18 protein-coding genes are annotated in these 17,438 nt (G+C 48.5%); 10 read left to right on the forward strand and 8 right to left on the reverse strand.

Features of this window, described 5'->3' with window-relative positions:
- The first annotated feature begins 53 nt into the window (after window positions 1-53).
- The 7 genes from EST55_RS08430 to srmB all read left to right on the forward strand — a co-directional run bounded on the left by EST55_RS08430 (window position 54) and on the right by srmB (window position 7,929).
- Entirely contained in the window at window positions 54-794 is a 741-nt protein-coding gene (locus EST55_RS08430; RefSeq protein WP_129497128.1) for a metalloregulator ArsR/SmtB family transcription factor, read from the forward strand.
- On the forward strand, window positions 781-1,821 hold the full coding sequence (gene arsB / locus EST55_RS08435) for an ACR3 family arsenite efflux transporter (RefSeq protein ID WP_129497129.1): 1,041 nt from the start codon (window positions 781-783) through the stop codon (window positions 1,819-1,821). Before EST55_RS08430 ends, arsB begins: the two co-directional genes overlap by 14 nt.
- Before the next feature lie 2 nt (window positions 1,822-1,823).
- On the forward strand, window positions 1,824-2,819 hold the full coding sequence (locus EST55_RS08440; RefSeq protein ID WP_129497130.1) for an ArsJ-associated glyceraldehyde-3-phosphate dehydrogenase: 996 nt from the start codon (window positions 1,824-1,826) through the stop codon (window positions 2,817-2,819).
- Window positions 2,819-4,027, forward strand: coding sequence for an organoarsenical effux MFS transporter ArsJ (gene arsJ, locus EST55_RS08445; RefSeq protein WP_129497131.1), 1,209 nt, complete (start codon window positions 2,819-2,821; stop codon window positions 4,025-4,027). The genes EST55_RS08440 and arsJ overlap by 1 nt, the downstream gene beginning before the upstream one ends.
- Before the next feature lie 272 nt (window positions 4,028-4,299).
- Window positions 4,300-5,790, forward strand: a complete 1,491-nt coding sequence (locus EST55_RS08450) for a SulP family inorganic anion transporter (RefSeq protein WP_129497132.1) — start codon at window positions 4,300-4,302, stop codon at window positions 5,788-5,790.
- A 14-nt stretch (window positions 5,791-5,804) separates the two neighbouring features.
- On the forward strand, window positions 5,805-6,653 hold the full coding sequence (locus tag EST55_RS08455; RefSeq protein ID WP_129497228.1) for a universal stress protein: 849 nt from the start codon (window positions 5,805-5,807) through the stop codon (window positions 6,651-6,653).
- Between the two features lie 22 nt (window positions 6,654-6,675).
- Window positions 6,676-7,929, forward strand: coding sequence for an ATP-dependent RNA helicase SrmB (srmB, locus tag EST55_RS08460; protein WP_129497133.1), 1,254 nt, complete (start codon window positions 6,676-6,678; stop codon window positions 7,927-7,929).
- Here srmB and EST55_RS08465 read toward each other — a convergent pair.
- From EST55_RS08465 to pomA, 4 genes are all read right to left on the reverse strand, one after another.
- The gene (locus tag EST55_RS08465) at window positions 7,926-8,258 is read right to left on the reverse strand and encodes a VanZ family protein (RefSeq protein WP_129497134.1); all 333 of its coding nucleotides are present in this window, start codon (window positions 8,256-8,258) and stop codon (window positions 7,926-7,928) included. The genes srmB and EST55_RS08465 overlap by 4 nt on opposite strands.
- A gap of 12 nt (window positions 8,259-8,270) precedes the next feature.
- A complete protein-coding gene (gene thiI, locus EST55_RS08470) occupies window positions 8,271-9,725 on the reverse strand; it encodes a tRNA uracil 4-sulfurtransferase ThiI (RefSeq protein ID WP_129497135.1) in 1,455 nt (484 codons plus the stop codon).
- A 67-nt stretch (window positions 9,726-9,792) separates the two neighbouring features.
- Complete coding sequence (locus EST55_RS08475) at window positions 9,793-10,731, reverse strand: flagellar motor protein MotB (RefSeq protein ID WP_129497136.1); 939 nt, start codon at window positions 10,729-10,731, stop codon at window positions 9,793-9,795.
- Window positions 10,732-10,733: 2 nt separating this feature from the next.
- On the reverse strand, window positions 10,734-11,501 hold the full coding sequence (pomA, locus tag EST55_RS08480; protein WP_100691507.1) for a flagellar motor protein PomA: 768 nt from the start codon (window positions 11,499-11,501) through the stop codon (window positions 10,734-10,736).
- A 180-nt stretch (window positions 11,502-11,681) separates the two neighbouring features.
- On the opposite strand from pomA, the gene EST55_RS08485 reads away from it, so the two are divergent.
- The 3 genes from EST55_RS08485 to dxs are packed head-to-tail and all read left to right on the forward strand — an operon-like array spanning window position 11,682 to window position 14,657.
- Window positions 11,682-11,918: an exodeoxyribonuclease VII small subunit gene (locus EST55_RS08485; RefSeq protein ID WP_129497137.1), complete on the forward strand. Its 237-nt coding sequence runs from the start codon at window positions 11,682-11,684 to the stop codon at window positions 11,916-11,918.
- A complete protein-coding gene (locus tag EST55_RS08490) occupies window positions 11,915-12,802 on the forward strand; it encodes a farnesyl diphosphate synthase (RefSeq protein WP_129497138.1) in 888 nt (295 codons plus the stop codon). Before EST55_RS08485 ends, EST55_RS08490 begins: the two co-directional genes overlap by 4 nt.
- Before the next feature lie 4 nt (window positions 12,803-12,806).
- Entirely contained in the window at window positions 12,807-14,657 is a 1,851-nt protein-coding gene (gene dxs / locus EST55_RS08495; RefSeq protein ID WP_129497139.1) for a 1-deoxy-D-xylulose-5-phosphate synthase, read from the forward strand.
- A gap of 372 nt (window positions 14,658-15,029) precedes the next feature.
- Here dxs and EST55_RS08500 read toward each other — a convergent pair whose 3' ends face one another.
- The 4 genes from EST55_RS08500 to ribE are packed head-to-tail and all read right to left on the reverse strand — an operon-like array spanning window position 15,030 to window position 17,391.
- Window positions 15,030-15,494 (reverse strand): phosphatidylglycerophosphatase A, encoded by a 465-nt coding sequence (locus EST55_RS08500; protein WP_100691504.1) that lies wholly within the window; start codon window positions 15,492-15,494, stop codon window positions 15,030-15,032.
- A gap of 3 nt (window positions 15,495-15,497) precedes the next feature.
- Entirely contained in the window at window positions 15,498-16,502 is a 1,005-nt protein-coding gene (thiL, locus tag EST55_RS08505) for a thiamine-phosphate kinase (protein WP_129497140.1), read from the reverse strand.
- Window positions 16,503-16,504: 2 nt separating this feature from the next.
- Window positions 16,505-16,924 carry a transcription antitermination factor NusB gene (gene nusB / locus EST55_RS08510; RefSeq protein WP_100691502.1) on the reverse strand — a complete coding sequence of 140 codons (420 nt, stop codon included), beginning with the start codon at window positions 16,922-16,924 and terminating at the stop codon, window positions 16,505-16,507.
- A gap of 2 nt (window positions 16,925-16,926) precedes the next feature.
- Window positions 16,927-17,391, reverse strand: a complete 465-nt coding sequence (gene ribE, locus EST55_RS08515; protein ID WP_053953707.1) for a 6,7-dimethyl-8-ribityllumazine synthase — start codon at window positions 17,389-17,391, stop codon at window positions 16,927-16,929.
- Window positions 17,392-17,438: the final 47 nt, after the last annotated feature.

Raw genomic sequence — 17,438 nt, forward strand, 5'->3', positions numbered from 1 at the left:
CAATATATTCGGTATAGCATATATATGGGATATCGAATATATGGTGTTACCTGATGACGAAAGTTTTGTTTCTGTGTACGGCAAATTCTGCGCGCTCTTTGATGGCGGAGGCTATTTTTCGGCAGTTTGCTGGTGATGACTTTGAGGTTGCCAGTGCGGGTACTGAGCCGACACAACCTGAACCGGGAGCTTTAGCGGCATTAGAGCACTTGGGTGTTGAAACTGATGGACTGCACTCAAAAGCGCTTGATGAAATTGATCTCAATAGCTTTGATTACGTGATAAGCCTGTGTGATCGGGCTCGCACCGAGTGCCAGACTTTGTGCGGTGATCAGCATTTCATTGCCTGGGACTTTCCCGACCCGGTAACCAGCAAAAAAGCGGATGCATTTAAGAAAACGGCGCATGAATTAAGCGAACGGATAAAGATGCTGTTGCTTATTTTACGCAAGAAAAGTGACCGTCCGCAGCTGTTTGATGCGCCGCATGAGTTCTTCAAAATTCTCGCTGACCCGCTGCGTCTGCAAATGATTTTAATGCTGCAACACCATGGCGAATTATGTGTTTGCCAGTTTGTCGATGCAACCGGTATGTCACAGCCCAAAGTGTCGCGGCATTTGGCGCAGCTGCGCGAATACGGGTTGCTGGCCGACCGTAAAGATCAGCGCTGGGTTTACTATCGAATTAATCCCGCCCTACAGGACTGGATGGCGACTATCATTAAGACTACTGCGACTTATCACGCGTCGTTAATTCCTCAACAAATCAAGGATGTCGATAATGGGTGTGTTTGAACGATTTTTATCGGTTTGGGTTGCTCTGACGATTATTTCAGGAACCTTACTGGGCAACGTATTCCCGGCAATTTTTGAGGTTTTGTCAGGTATTGAGTTTGCGCAAGTTAACCTGATTATCGCCGTACTGATTTGGCTGATGATTTATCCGGTGATGGTGCAGGTAAACTTTGAGTCGATTACTCAAATCGCTAAAGAGCCGAAAGGGCTTATTCTTACCGTGGTCATTAATTGGCTGGTAAAACCCTTTACTATGGCACTGGTCGGCTGGCTGTTTTTCAAAGGCGTATTTGCTGACTTTATTCAGCCGGAGACCGCTAACGAATACCTGGCCGGGGTCATTCTACTCGGTGTTGCTCCGTGCACAGCTATGGTGTTTATCTGGAGCCAACTGACCAAAGGCGATGCCAGTTATACGCTGGTACAGGTGTCGGTTAACGACGTCATTATGATTTTTGCCTTCGCCCCCATAGCCGCCCTGCTGCTGGGGATTACCGATATTATTGTGCCCTGGCAAACGCTACTGCTCAGCGTTGGCTTATACGTGGTAGCACCGCTTATTGCCGGGCTGTTAACGCGCCAACGACTAAAGAGCAAAGCAACATCGAAGCAGCATAATGTCGATTCCGCACTACAAGCCTTTGATGCTCGCATGAAGCCCTGGTCTATTATTGGGTTATTGTTAACGGTAGTGCTGCTATTCGGCTTCCAGGCTGAGGTGTTACTAACACGCCCGTTAGACATTGCCATGATAGCAACCCCGCTGCTGATTCAAACCTACGGCATTTTTGCTATCACTTTTATTATTGCGTTACTTATTAAACTGCCGCACCGCATTGCGGCACCAGCCTGCCTTATTGGCACCTCTAACTTTTTTGAGCTGGCGGTAGCCGTCGCTATTTCATTATTTGGTTTGCAGTCCGGCGCGGCGTTAGCCACCGTTGTGGGCGTGCTGGTAGAAGTCCCCGTGATGCTCTCTTTGGTGTGGTTCGCGAATCGCACAAAACATTGGTTTAGGAGTGAATAATTATGACGATTAAAGTTGGAATTAATGGTTTGGGTCGTATTGGTCGTTTGGCACTCCGGATAGCCTGGGAAAATCCTGAACTGGAAGTCGTTCAGGTAAATGATCCGGGCGCAGATGCGGCGACCTTTGCGCACTTGCTGAACTTTGACTCCGTGCATGGCCGCTGGACGTATGAAGCCACGGCGGAAGATAATGCTCTGATCATAGGCGATACACGCATTGCTTTTCATCAACACAAAACCATTGCAGACAACGACTGGAGTGGTTGTGATGTGGTTTTAGAAGCCTCCGGCAAGATGAAAACCGTGAAGGTGCTCAACGATTACCTGTCACAGGGTGTTAAACGAGTTGTGGTCTCAGCTCCGGTCAAAGAGCCCGGCGCTTTGAACATTGTTATGGGCGTTAATGACCACCTTTATGATCCTGATAAGCATCAGATAATCACTGCCGCGTCCTGCACCACCAACTGTCTGGCGCCTGTGGTTAAAGTGTTGCAGGAAAAAATAGGTATTAAGCATGGGTCTATTACCACCATTCACGATTTAACCAACACTCAGACCATTCTGGACGCGCCGCACAAAGACTTACGTCGGGCCCGCGCCTGCGGCTTGAGTTTAATTCCGACGTCCACCGGTTCGGCTACTGCTATTGTGGAGATTTTCCCAGAGCTGAAAGACAAAATTGATGGACATGCAGTACGTGTTCCTTTAGCCAATGCATCGTTAACCGACTGTGTATTCGAAGTGGAAAAAGCCACTTCTGTTGAAGAGGTTAACGACTGGATGAAAGAAGCCGCAGAAGGTGAACTTAAAGGCATTCTGGGTTACGAAGAGCGCCCGTTAGTGTCGATAGATTACAAAACTGACCCTCGCTCAAGCATTGTGGATGCCCTGTCAACTAAGGTCATTAACGGCACACACATAAAAATTTATGCCTGGTACGACAATGAATGGGGTTATGCCAACCGTGCGGTTGAACTGGTGGAAAAAGTCGGCTAATGCTCAGTCAGCTGTCCCCGGCCATACGCCAATACTTAATTGTTACGGGTAATTATTGGGCTTTTACTCTGACTGACGGCGCACTGCGTATGCTGGTGGTGCTGCAATTCCACCAGTTGGGCTACAGTGCACTGGAAGTGGCCATGCTGTTCTTGTTCTATGAGTTTTTTGGTGTAGTTACCAACCTGTTTGGCGGCTGGCTGGGAGCTCTCTGGGGGCTCAACAGAACCATGAACATTGGGCTCGGTATACAAATTGTGGCACTTGCCATGCTACTGGTGCCCAGCTCTATGCTCACCGTCATTTGGGTGATGGCCGCGCAGGCCTTGTCCGGCATTGCCAAAGACCTCAATAAAATGAGCGCCAAAAGCACTATCAAACTGCTGGTGCCGGACGACAAGCAGGGTCAGCTATACAAGTGGGTAGCGATACTGACGGGATCGAAGAACACCTTAAAAGGCGTTGGCTTTTTCCTGGGCGGACTCCTGCTTACCTTAATTGGTTTTCAGGGTGCGGTACTGGCTATGGCGATAATGCTCGTTGTTGTCTGGACAGGCAGTTTAATCTTCCTGAAAAAGGAGTCCGGCAAGGCAAAGTTCAAGCCTAAATTTAAAGACATTTTATCCAAAAGCCGTCCTATTAATATTCTATCGGGCGCGCGTTTTTTATTGTTCGGTGCGCGCGATGTCTGGTTTGTGGTCGCACTGCCGGTATTCCTTGCCAGTCAGCTTAACTGGAATCATTGGCAGGTGGGCAGCTTTTTGGCCTTATGGGTTATTGGCTACGGTTTTGTGCAAAGCATTGCGCCTAAATTCACAAAAAGCAGCAAGGACGTGCCCAAAACTCAGGCGGTGGTATGGAACGCCCTACTGACGCTGAGCCCGCTAGCGCTTGCTCTGGCACTTTGGCAATACTTACCGATTGCTCAAAGCATTATTATTGGCTTAGGGCTATTCGGTATTTTGTTCGCCATCAATTCGTCGCTGCACAGTTATTTAATTGTGGCTTATTCACGCGCTGACGGGGTGTCGCTGGACGTTGGTTTTTATTATATGGCCAATGCTGCCGGACGCCTATTAGGTACGGTTTTATCTGGTTGGGTGTATCAGCAATGGGGGCTGGTTGCTTGCCTAATGATATCAACGCTGTTATTGGCGCTATCTACCATGGCGATTAGCTTGTTACCTGAGCGGGAGCAGAGTTTGTAGCCTGACATTTATGTCAGGTCAGATATCGCACCTGACATAAATGTCAGGCTACACTGGCGAGGAAAGCACTTGTAGTTGGCACATTTTATGCTAAAATTCGCGCTCTTTTTTTGACCAGCCTCAAACCATAAGGAGCCACCTACGTGCTGACGCGTATTACGCCACCCTAGCCGTCACTTCCTTGTCACAGGTGCGCAGTAGGCTGTTCACTGCTTTTCTGGCCATTCCGGCCGCTTTTATATGTGTTATTTAAAATTTGGTGTCATTTAACTATGTTGAAGTCTATCCAGCAGAACTGGTTTTCTAATATACGTGGTGATTTGCTCTCAGGTATTGTCGTTGCTCTAGCGCTAATTCCTGAAGCCATCGCATTCTCCATCATTGCCGGCGTTGATCCAAAAATAGGCTTATACGCTTCTTTCTGTATTGCTGTGGTTATCGCTTTTACGGGTGGGCGCCCGGGCATGATATCTGCCGCAACCGGTGCTATGGCACTGCTAATGGTCACTCTGGTCAAAGACCACGGGCTTGAATACCTGCTCGCTGCCACCCTATTGACCGGTGTGCTGCAAATAATTGCGGGCTATCTCAAGTTAGGAGACCTCATGCGCTTTGTGTCACGCTCGGTGGTGACAGGCTTTGTGAATGCTTTGGCTATTTTGATATTTATGGCTCAGTTACCTGAGCTGACTAATGTCACCTGGCATGTCTACGCAATGACCGCAGCCGGTTTAGCAATTATTTACGGATTCCCTTACATTCCGGTTATCGGAAAAATTTTACCCTCTCCGCTAGTTTGTATTGTGTCGTTAACCATTGTCGCGGTGTTTTTAGGTTTAGACATTCGCACCGTTGGTGATATGGGCGAACTTCCAGATGCATTGCCGATATTCTTATGGCCTGATGTACCTTTAAACTTCGAGACCTTAGCCATTATTTTCCCTTATTCTGCGGCATTGGCGGTTGTCGGTATTCTTGAATCACTGATGACGGCAACCATTGTTGATGACTTAACCGATACCTCCAGCGACAAAAACCGCGAATGTAAAGGTCAGGGCATAGCCAATATCGGTTCTGGTTTACTTGGCGGCATGGCGGGCTGCGCCATGATTGGTCAGTCGATTATTAATGTGAAATCGGGCGGTCGTACGCGCCTATCCACCTTGGTTGCGGGTATTTTCCTGCTGATTATGGTCTTAGTGCTGGACAATATTTTGGTACAAATACCCATGGCAGCGTTGGTTGCAGTCATGATCATGGTTTCTATTGGTACCTTTAGCTGGAGCTCTATTCGAGACTTGAAGAAGCATCCACTGTCGACCAATATCGTTATGGTGAGTACGGTTGCGGTTGTTGTCGCAACACACAACTTGGCATTAGGCGTTTTAGTCGGCGTGCTGTTAGCCGCCATGTTCTTTGCCAACAAAATCGGGCATTATCTGTATATTAAGTCGGATATTGATGCGGATGGCATTAAACGCACGTATCGCGTTGTCGGCCAGGTGTTCTTTAGCTCTTCTGAGAAGTTTCTCGCCGCATTTGACTTTAAAGAAGGTGTTGAACGGGTTGTTATTGACGTGAGCAATGCCCATTTCTGGGATATTACCGCCGTTGAAGCACTTGACCGTGCAGTAGTGAAGTTTCGCCGTGAAGGTGCTGATGTTGAAGTGGTTGGTCTTAACGAAGCCAGCGCTACGATTGTCGATCGGTTTGGTGTTCACGACAAACCAGAAGCGGTTGATAAATTAATGGGCGGTCACTAAAAAGGAATTCGATGATGAAACATGTTGTTGCTTGTATTGACGGTTCTGCCTCGACACAGTCAGTTTGTGACTACGCCAGCTGGGCGGCGCTGCGTTTAGACACCCCATTAACACTGTTCCACGTGTTGGATGAAGCGCGCTACCCGACTGAAACGGATATGACCGGCAATATTGGCTTGGGCAGTCGCGAAGCTTTACTGGAACAGCTCGCCGAACTCGACCAACAGCGCAGTAAACTGGCTTTAGAGCAGGGTCACCATATGCTGGAAAGCGCGAAAACCCGCGCTCAGGAAGACGGTGTCGAGCAAGTACACCTACGTCAACGTCATGGTGACTTAGCCGAATCGTTGCACGAAATTGAAGACTCTATGCGCCTGCTGGTCATGGGTTTACATGGTGAAAGCACAACCCGCACTAATCGCATTGGCAGCCAACTGGAAACCGTGGTAAGAACCATGCGTCGCCCTATTTTGGTGGCACCTGAAGAATTCACAGAACCGAAAAGTGTTATGTTGGCATACGATGGCAGCGATTCGTCACGCAAAGGCATACGCTTACTTGCTGAAAGCCCGATTTTTAAAGGTCTGCCTTTACACTTGGTCATGGTTGGCGCCGACACTAACGACAACCATGCGGCAATAGAGTCAGCGGCTAACCATTTACGGGAACTAGGTCACGACGTGCGCTTTGAAGTGCGCTCAGGAGAGGTTGAATCAACTCTTCACGCCTACCAGAATGAACACAATATTGATGTGCTGGTAATGGGTGCCTATGGTCATTCGCGCATTCGCCAGTTCTTGGTGGGCAGCACGACCACTAGCATTTTACAAACAACCAACTCAGCTCTGCTGCTGTTGCGTTAATTTGTTTTAAAGAGGAAAAACAATGGTCCCAGACTGGGAAGAGTTAGAACTGGATGATCGCTTAATTGGCGTTCTCAAAGCAGCCGATTTAAACAAACCGGCGAAAGTTCAACAGTTAAGTATTCCACAAGCGCTCGACGGCCGGGACTTGTTAGTGAGTGCGCCGACAGGCACCGGTAAAACCTTAGCGTTTTTATTGCCGGCGCTGCAGCACTTATTGGACTTCCCTCGCAAGCAACCAGGCCCGGCCCGGATTTTGGTGTTGGCGCCGACTCGTGAGTTGGCTGAACAGATTCACCAACAAGCGTCGCTGTTCTCTGAGGCTACCGGTTTGTCGTCGGTGGTGGTCACCGGCGGCATTAACTATGGAAGCCAGTTGTCTCAACTAGAAAAAAGTCACGATCTGTTGGTCGCAACGCCTGGCCGCTTGATGGATTTACTGGAGGCCGAACAGTACAACTTAGAAAGTGTTGAGTGGCTGGTCATTGATGAAGCTGACAGAATGTTGGATATGGGCTTTGCCGCTTCAGTAAAAGAAATGGCGTTGCAGGCCCGACACAGACAGCAGTCACTGTTGTTCTCTGCAACACTGGGCAGCTCTGGGGTTATTAAATTCTCCAAAGAGCTTTTAAATGAGCCCGAATACATCGACGTGCAACCACCCAAGCGCGAACGCGGTAAAATTGTTCAGTGGATTCATTTGGCTGACACCGATGAGCACAAGCGTAAACTTTTAATCTCATCCCTAAAGGACTTTAAAGGTCGTCAGTTTGTCTTTGTTCGCACTCGAGAGCGGGTGGAAATAGTCGCTAACTTCTTGCGCAGTGAATTTACTGATACCCGCAAGATTGTCACGCTAAGAGGTGACATGCCTCAGAATGAGCGCCAGCAAATTATTAATACACTGAAAGAGAGTCAGGATATTACTCTGGTTGCTACTGACGTGGCCGCGCGTGGGTTAGATATTGATGATATTTCGCTAGTTGTTAATTACGACTTACCCAAGCAAGCCGATGTGTATGTGCATCGTATTGGCCGGACGGCTCGCGGTGGGCAAAAAGGTACGGCTATTTCATTAGTCGAAGCACATGATGCATTGTTGCTCGGCCGGATTGAGCGTTACTTAGATACTCAACTCGACAGGCGTGTTATTGAAGGACTGCGCCCTCAGTACAAATTCCCGTCGACAAAAAAATCTAAGCCGAAGAAAAAGACAAAGAAACAGACAAAAGGGAAAAAGTCGGCTAAGCCAAAAAAACCTAAAAAGTCGCGCTAAGAGCGCGACTTTTTTCGTATGTGATGGAGCGCAAAGTAAGCAATAACGCCACAGGCGTCAGCTATCCAGTCATAGACATCGGCACCACGTCCAGGTGCATAACTTTGTGCAATCTCAATGGCCAAGCCATAGCAGGCCAAAAACAATAAAGACAACTTCGCTGACAATGCGAACGCTCTGTGAAAAGTCATCGCCAGCACGAAAAATATTCCAAAATGAACGAGCTTATCCAGGTAGGGAATACTCTGCGCGCCGGTGTTTGGGAATTGCCACAAAAACAGGACCGTCGCGACACTCAACAGAAGAAAAAACAGCAATCGTGCCAGCATAAATACGTCTCTTTAATCAGGCTTATAAACAGATACGTTGTTAAAGCCATTTTCGTGCAATAGCAACGCCTGCATACGGCTCATAATTCCCTGGTCACAATAGAGTAAATAGTCGCGACTCTGGTCTAATTCAGGAAACTTAGACGCCAATTTGAAAAACGGAATTTCGATGACATCCGCACTGACACTCAAAGGTGCCGCTTCAATTTCATCATCGTTACGAATATCTATGATGACACTCTGCTTGCTGAGTTCCGCTGTTGCATCCGGCATTTGCAATTCATTTTCAGTCTGTTCTGCAATGTCCTGCATACTCAATACATTGGATGCGCGCACAACCTGATCTAAAAGATCCGGGTTCAGCTTTGCTTCTTCCGCCTCGATAACGTCAGGCAAGGCTTTCACTGTCGGTTTATTAGAAATGACTCCACAGTACTCAGGAATCGATTTCGCTAACGGTTCAGTGCCTATTTTCTTCGCCTCGTCGACAATTTCTTGTTTGTCCTTAGTGATAAGCGGACGTAATACTAAGGCCGGTGTTGCCTGATCAATCACTCGCAGATTAGACAATGTTTGGCTGGAGACTTGACCCATTGCTTCACCAGTGACCAGCGCTTGCGCTTTAACATAATGAGCAACTTTTGATGCCGCCCGAAGCATTTGACGCTTAAGCACAACCCCCATTTGACCATTATCAACATTCGTCAGAATGTCATCAACGATGGGTGCAAAGTCGACACTGATAAATTTAATTGGATGCGATGAGCTGTATTTTTTCCAAAGGAAATAAGCAATTTGACGCACCGCCACTTCGTGAGCGTCGCCACCTAAGTTGAAAAAGCAGAAATGAGTACGGGCGCCACGGCGAATAAACTCATAGCTGGCAACGCCGGAGTCAAACCCACCACTTAGCAGTGACAACACCGTCTCTTGAGTTGGAATGGGGAAACCGCCAATACCATCAATGCGTTCACCAATAAGATGCACTACTTGATTGGTAATCTGCAGTTGTACTTCTTCATCTGGCCGAGTTAATTGCACACGAGCGTTTTCTGAATGCTTTAAAAGATAACCACCGATGTAGCGTTCAAGCTGCTGAGAATTAAATTCGTGCTTGCCTTGGCGTTTGACTCGCACCGCAAAACTTTTGCCTTGCAGGCGACGATTCCAGTGCTCACCAACGAGTTCAGCAATATCGTCAAAGGTCGTTAATGGCTGCTCAATAACTTCGGCAAACCAGGAAATTCCCGGAGTATGTCTCAGTGCCTCGCGTATCGCGTCGCGCGCGTCGTTGCTATCGGTCTCCGCCGCGACCTCAATACGATCCCACAGCCACTTAACATAAATGGACGAATGTATCGGTGCCAAAATTTTGCGCAAATTATTGGTTAACACCTTACCGTGGCGTTTTCGAACCGATGCGCTTTTAATGGTGATTTCGGCGTGCAGGCGGACAACAAACTTCATAGCAATATCATTTGGCTTTGTGAGAAAGTCGGCAATTATACGTGTCCTAAGCGCCAGAAACCAGCGCTTAGTCTATCACGTCAACCTGTTGCTCAGACTCGGCCGCTTTACCCTGCATCACCGATATTTCAACCCGACGGTTACGGCGACGATTCTCTTCAGAGTTATTAGGAACCAGCGGTTTGGTGTCTGAATACCCCATAACTACCATGCGGTCTTCACTGAAGTCATCCACCTTCATCATTTCTTCAGCTACGGCAACCGCTCGTTTACTGGAAAGATCCCAGCGTGAAGAGTAAATCTCTGACACAACTTGCTCGTTGTCACTGTGTCCGGAAATGGTAATTTCGCCCGGAATCTCTTTAAGTGCTGTCGCTACTTGCTGAATAATTGGGCGGAATTGCGGCTGTAAGAAAGCCGAGCCTTCCGGGAAAGAGCCTTGTTCACGAATGCGAATAATAATTTGCTGACCGTGCTGTTCCAGCTCAATAGTACCGGCTTTTATTTCGTTCTCGAGCTGTTGTTCAATGCGGCGCATGAGTTCTTGTGAAACCTGAGTCATGGCTTCAGTATTTTCAGACTCAGCCTGTTTTTCGTCTTCTTTACTATCGGCTTCCTGACCGCCACGCTCGGTTTGCTGACCGCCGGCAAAGTCGGACTGCCCTTCCTGAAACTCGAGCATTTGTTGAGTCATTTCAACGGTTTGCTGCTGAATGGTTTCTATTGGGGTTGGCTCAGGCCGACCAGGCCGAAATTCCTGAGCGATAACACTGGTTCCTTTGGGTATGTCTTTCACTTCAATTTTATTTTGCACGCCCAGGGCGTACTTCATCGAACCGGCTATCTGTTTAAACTTCAGCACGTCCATTTCGGAGAACGCCAACAGCAAAACGAAGAAACACATCAACAGCGTCATCAAGTCGGCGAATGTTGCCATCCACATCGGCAAGCCGATGGGCGGGCAGTCGCACTCTTCTTCTTCGTCTCTTACTGTCTCAGAGGCCATTCTTACTCTTCCTCGTCACCGTCACCAACGCGCTTTGATTCAGCCAGGTAGTTACGCAAAATACCTTCAATGACACGTGGGTTTTGCCCGTCTTGTATACCGAGTATGGCATCAAGAACCAACTGCTGATTCAGTTTTTCCTGCTCGGCACGCAACATCAGTTTGTTAGCGATTGGAATGGCGATAACGTTAGCCAAAAACGCACCGTAAAGTGTCGTCAACAAGGCAACCGCCATGGCCGGGCCAATGGCTTTAGGGTCATCCATATTAGACAGCATAGCCACCAAGCCAATAAGCGTACCTATCATACCCATGGCCGGTGCGACATCGCTCAGAATTTTGAAAACACGAGCGCCTTCTTCATGGCGCGCAAAACTCATTTTTATGTCTTTCGACAGCGTTGTTCTTACGACTTCTGCGTCGTGACCATCGACCAGCATGTCGACACCTTTACGAAAAAACTTGTTGGGAATTTCCGCCTCTTCCAGCGCCAAAAATCCACCTTTACGCGCAGCATCCGCCATTTCAACCGCCGTATCGATAAGTTCTTGCGGGTGCTCGATTTTGAAAAAGAAGGCTTTGACTAGGACTTTACCGGTACCCAGGAACTGGCTCAGGGAGAAGTTTGCGAGTGTAATAAAAAGGGAGCCACCAAAAACAATGAATACCGATCGTGTATCCATAAACAAACTGATATCGCCACCCAAAACCATTGCCATGACAACGAAGCCAATGGCGCCGATTATCCCAACGAGCGTTGCTATATCCACTCAGTGCTCCTCCCCAATTCACTTTTTGCCATTCAGCTACGCTCCATTCTTAAACAATAGCGCTGCTCTGACAAGCATCTTCTTGTTATGTTACACAGGAATAATGAGATCATCGGCTGACATTCGGGATTCTTTATCGGATAATTAGCCCTAACACACAACAATTGCGCAAGAAGCATTATGTCAGAACAACAAAAAGCCCCTTCATTTGAGCAGGCGCTAGAAGAGCTAGAGTCATTGGTTAATGAACTTGAGCATGGCGAATTGCCACTTGAAAAGTCGCTGGAAAAGTTTGAAAAAGCCATTCAATTAGCTCGTACCAGCCAACAACAACTGCAACAGGCTGAGCAAAAAGTTACGACACTCATGGCTGCTCAGGAAGGCTCTGCCGAGAATGATGACGGAGAAGTGATGTGAGCATTAATGCGTTAACGGCTGATGTGCGCGAGCAAGTCGACGCATTTTTGAAAAAACAGCTGTCTCGTCACTCCATTAACGAACCTTTGACCCGAGCGATGGAGCACGGTGCGCTGCTTGGAGGGAAACGCGTACGCCCCTATTTACTAATGACCATTGCTGATATCTGTCACGGTGATAAGCAGGCCGCTTTAACCGCTGCAGCGGCCATTGAACTCATTCATGCGTATTCGCTGATTCACGATGATTTACCGGCTATGGACAATGACGATTTAAGACGCGGCCAACCTACCTGTCACATAGCCTTTGATGAAGCGACCGCTATTTTAGCCGGCGACGCTCTGCAGACACTCGCCTTTGAATTATTGTCAGAATCCCCTTTAGGTGGGTTGAATGCAGACCGCCAGTTGTCTATGGTGAACGCATTGGCTCGTGCCAGCGGTAGTGCGGGTATGTGCGCCGGTCAGGCAATTGACTTACAAGCCACAGGCCAGCATGTTAATGAGACCGAGCTGGAGCACATGCACAAGCATAAAACGGGGGCGTTAATTGAAGCCGCTGCGATAATAGGCGTACTTTGTGGTGAAGAAAAAGCCCAAAAGTGGCAACCGCATTTTAAAGCCTTTGCGGCCCATTTGGGGCTCGCATTTCAAGTACAGGATGATATTCTCGACGTTATAAGCAATACTGAGTTGCTTGGTAAGCCCCAAGGGTCAGACACGGCAGCCGATAAATCAACGTACGTTCAACTATTAGGTGTCGGCGGGGCTCAGCAATACTTAAACTCGTTACATGAGAAAGCACTACTGTCACTCGCCGATATCCCTTACAATACGGCAAAACTCGAACAATTTTCTGATGTCCTGCTGAAGCGGGATCACTGAGCGAATGATACAAAATTACCCGTTACTCGATAAAATTAACTCTCCGGCTGATTTGCGTGAACTGTCACCCAATCAACTCACTGACCTATGCGCTGAAGTTCGTCAGTTTCTGCTGACCTCCGTGAGTCAAAGCAGCGGGCACCTGGCGTCAGGTTTAGGTACCGTGGAACTCACTGTTGCCTTGCACTACGTGTACCACACGCCAAATGATAAGCTGGTTTGGGATGTTGGTCATCAGGCGTACCCGCACAAGATTCTGACAGGTCGCAAAGATCAGCTGCACAGCATTCGCCAAAAGGACGGGTTACACCCCTTCCCATGGCGTGAAGAAAGCGACTATGACGTGCTTTCTGTTGGCCACTCGAGTACATCGATATCCGCCGCACTAGGGCTAGCTGTGGCCGCACAGCGTCAAAAGCGTGAACAGAAAGTGGTTTCCATTATCGGTGACGGCGCTATGACTGCCGGTATGGCCTTTGAAGCCATGAATCACGCAGGTGACATAAAACCGGATATGCTGGTTATTCTGAACGACAATGATATGTCGATTTCGGAGAACGTCGGTGCTTTAAACCATCATTTTGCTCGCTTATTGTCAGGCCGTTTTTATACCTCTTTACGTGAGAGTGGCAAGAAACTGCTGAGTCCGCTGCCTCATATTCGTCATTTCGCGAGCCGTGCCGAAGAGCATATGAAAGGCATGATGGCGCCGGGTACCATTTTTGAAGAGCTCGGTTTCAACTACATAGGGCCCATTGACGGTCACGACGTTAATACGCTAGTCGAGACCCTACGTAACATGAAAGACCTGAAAGGCCCTCAGTTACTGCATATAGTGACGCAAAAAGGCAAAGGTTATAAACCCGCCGAAAAAGACCCTATCGGCTACCACGGTGTGCCTAAGTTTGACCCGAAATCGTCAGAGCTGCCGCAAAAAGCGCCGGGCGTTCCAAATTACTCCGATATTTTTGGTCAGTGGCTGTGTAGCACTGCACAAAGTGACAAGTCCCTTATGGCAATTACGCCAGCCATGCGTGAAGGATCAGGCATGGTTGAGTTTTCCCAGGCGTACCCTGAGCAATATTTTGATGTTGCTATCGCTGAGCAGCACAGCGTCACGTACGCCGCTGGTTTAGCCATTGCCGGCATGAAACCCGTTGTCGCTATATACTCCACATTCTTACAGCGTGGTTACGATCAGCTCATTCACGACGTGGCATTGCAGAATTTAGATGTATTATTCGCTATCGATCGAGCTGGCATTGTTGGCGCCGACGGTCCAACCCACCAGGGCGCTTTCGACATTAGCTATATGCGCTGCATACCGAATATGGTCATAATGACACCCAGTGACGAGCAAGAGTGCCTGGATATGCTGACAACCGGCTATGAGTATAAAGGCCCGGCCTCTGTTCGCTATCCCAGAGGCGCCGGCGTTGGACGCGAACTGAGAGACCCCAAATCATTAGAAGTTGGTAAAGCCAAAACCGTCCGTGAAGGTGAGAAAATAGCATTTTTGAACTTTGGCACACTATTGCCAGAGGTAATGCAAGCCGCAGAAGCATTAAACGCAAGCGTTATTGATATGCGCTTCGTTAAACCTCTGGACACCAAAGCCATTGAAAACGCCGTTGCCAAACACGACAGTTTAGTCACCGTTGAAGAAAACGTGATAGCAGGTGGCGCGGGTAGTGCCGTTCTCGAGTACCTTGCCGATAAAGGCTTGTCTATTGCTGTCCTGCAACTCGGACTCCCCGATGAGTTCATCAAACACGGATCCCAAGCCGAAATCCGCGCAGAGCTCAACCTAGACGCCAAAGGCATCGAAGCCCAAGTCAAAGCCCGCTTTTTCTAGATTGGGGAAAACGCGAGCGCTGAGGGGGAGGTTGTTCACTTGCTTCGCTTGAGCATAAAGCTTCCCCCTGGCGGAGACGCTACGAGTTCATCCATGAACGCTTGACGAAGGCCATCCATGGCCTTCGACACTCCGCCAGGGGGAAGCTCTATGCTTTTAACGCTTACAAGTGCTCAACCTCCCCTTCTTGCATACATCTAGGCCTGATAATTTAGAGAAATAGATCGAAGGGAGCGCACTCAAAGGTTCCGGGACATCCTATTGAGGTGTGCAGCGCCATGGAAGGCGCTGCCCAAGCCCTACAGGGATGTATTTACGGGCGTCCTCAAAAGGATGTTCTGTAACCTCAGCGCTTCCGAAAGAGCTATTTCTCTAAACTATCAGGGCTACGCCATGCAAGATGGCGGTGGTTAGGATGCCGGCTATGACGTCGTCCATCATGATACCGGTGCCGCCAGTGAGTTTTTTGTCGGACCAGCCGATGGGGCCGGGTTTCCAGATATCGAATAGGCGGAATAGAATGAAGGCGGCGATGAGCCAAACGGCTTCGAAGGGTAAAGCGAACATGGCGAAGCCGTAGCCGACTATTTCATCCCATACAATGGAAGGATGGTCATGTTCACCCATGGCTTTGGCTGTGTATTGGCATAGGAAAACACCAATAATGGTCGCCATTAATAAGACGCCAATTTGCCATTGCCATGTGAGCTGGGTAGTCAGATAAACAAAGGGGATGCCGACTAAGGTGCCGAAAGTGCCGGGTGCTTTTGGGGCTAACCCAGTGCCAAATCCCAGAGAAAGCCAGTGTATTGGATTAAACCAGTTTAGTTTCGGCATAACTTACTCGCCTTCTCTGACCCGTTCGCCTGTAGCAAAGTGATTAAAGCTCTTATAGCCCTCGGGAAGCTCCCACGGCTCGCCTTCATAGTGCATGTCAATTTTCGCTTCAGCACCTTTGACGATTCTGCCGATACAGACTGGCTTGGTCTTTAAGTGTGACGTTAGCGTTTCCATGCGCCCGCGGTGCTCTTCCGGCAAGGTAAAACAAAGTTCATAGTCATCACCGGCGGTTAGCGCCATCGCTAATGCCTCATTGGCTTCCAGCGTTTCCGTAAGCGCTAGTGATAGTGGCAACTTTTCTAACTCAATTTGCGCAGAGACCTGAGCCTGTTTTAGCAGGTGCCCTAAGTCTGCCACCAAACCATCCGACACATCAATGCACGACGTTGCTACACCCCGCAATACTTGCCCCATTGCAACTCTCGGCGTTGGGTAGTGTAGCCGCTCGATGACATGCTGTAAGTGGCGACCAGTGGTGCTGACTTTATTCTGTGTTACTTTTAAGCCTAACCCTGCATCACCTAATGAGCCACTCACATAAACCCAATCTCCGGGTTTGGCACCGCTTCTGCTTATGGCGGTTCCGGTTGGTAGCTGACCATGAGCCGTCACTGTGACCGTTAGCGGGCCTTTGGTGGTGTCTCCGCCAATAAGCTGACAGTCGTAATAACGACAAATTTCGTCAAGTCCACTACTGAATTCTGCTAGCCAGTCGTTATCAGTATTAGGGCAAGTGAGTGCAAGGCTTATCCAGCTGGGCTGGGCGCCCATAGCTGCTAAATCACTTAAGTTAACGGCGACCGCTTTATGTCCAATGGCTCTTGGTGGTGTGGTTTTATCAAAATGTACGCCCTCAACTAACGTATCAGTCACGACAACAAGATCATGCTCGGGTAAAGGTTTCACCACTGCACCGTCGTCACCAATGCCAATTGCAACATCGCTCCGACAAGCGGAGCGATTTGCGAAATAGTCGTTAATGAGAGAAAACTCGTCTTGAGGCATAACTATTTTCGTGCGGGTCTTAATGTATCTACTGCCTTGTCTAATACACCATTGACAAAACGATGGCTCTCATCAGCCCCAAATGACTTAGCAAGTTCAATAGCTTCGTTAATAGCCACTTTGTACGGAACATCCATGCGCTCACTTAACTCATAGGCCGCTATACGCAGAACCGCCAACTCAATAGGATCAAGCTCGTTTATTGGACGTGCCAAAAAGGGTTTCAAAGACTCATCAAGCGAACGGTACTGACCGCCGACGCCACGTACCAGCTCAAGAAAGTAGTCAACATCCACTTTACTGGTGTCGGTGTCCGTCAAGAACTGTGCTTCAATATCGCTGAAGCTGTTTTGCGACAACTGCCAGGAGTAAATAGCCTGTACCGCTAATTTTCGTGCTTTTCTTCTTGCTGCAGGTTTCATTTTCAGATCTTATCCAGTACGTTGACCATTTCGAGTGCGCTTAATGCTGCTTCTGAACCTTTATTACCTGCCTTAGAGCCGCTTCGTTCAATCGCTTGCTCCAGTGAGTCTGTGGTAATAACGCCAAAAGCGACAGGCAGCCCAAATTCGGTCGCAACACGACCTAGCCCGCTATTACATTCACCGGCAACAAATTCAAAGTGAGGTGTGCCACCACGAATGACCGCACCGACAGCAATAATTGCATCGTATTTTCCAGATTGGGCTAAACGCTTTGCGGTAACCGGAATTTCGTAAGCACCAGGAACACGTACCACAGTGATGTCGTCGTCAGCTACTTCACCATAGTGCTTCAATGTTTGAACCGCACCGTCCAGTAAACTTTCAACAACGAAATGGTTGAAGCGAGATACGATAATGGCAAATTTTTTGCCAGCCGCATTAATACCGCCTTCAATTACCTGCATAAGTTTTCCTTAATTGACCTGTCGTTAGTACTAAATCGCAAATTGCG

Source organism: Idiomarina sp. 29L (assembly GCF_004123135.1).
Lineage (GTDB): Bacteria > Pseudomonadota > Gammaproteobacteria > Enterobacterales > Alteromonadaceae > Idiomarina.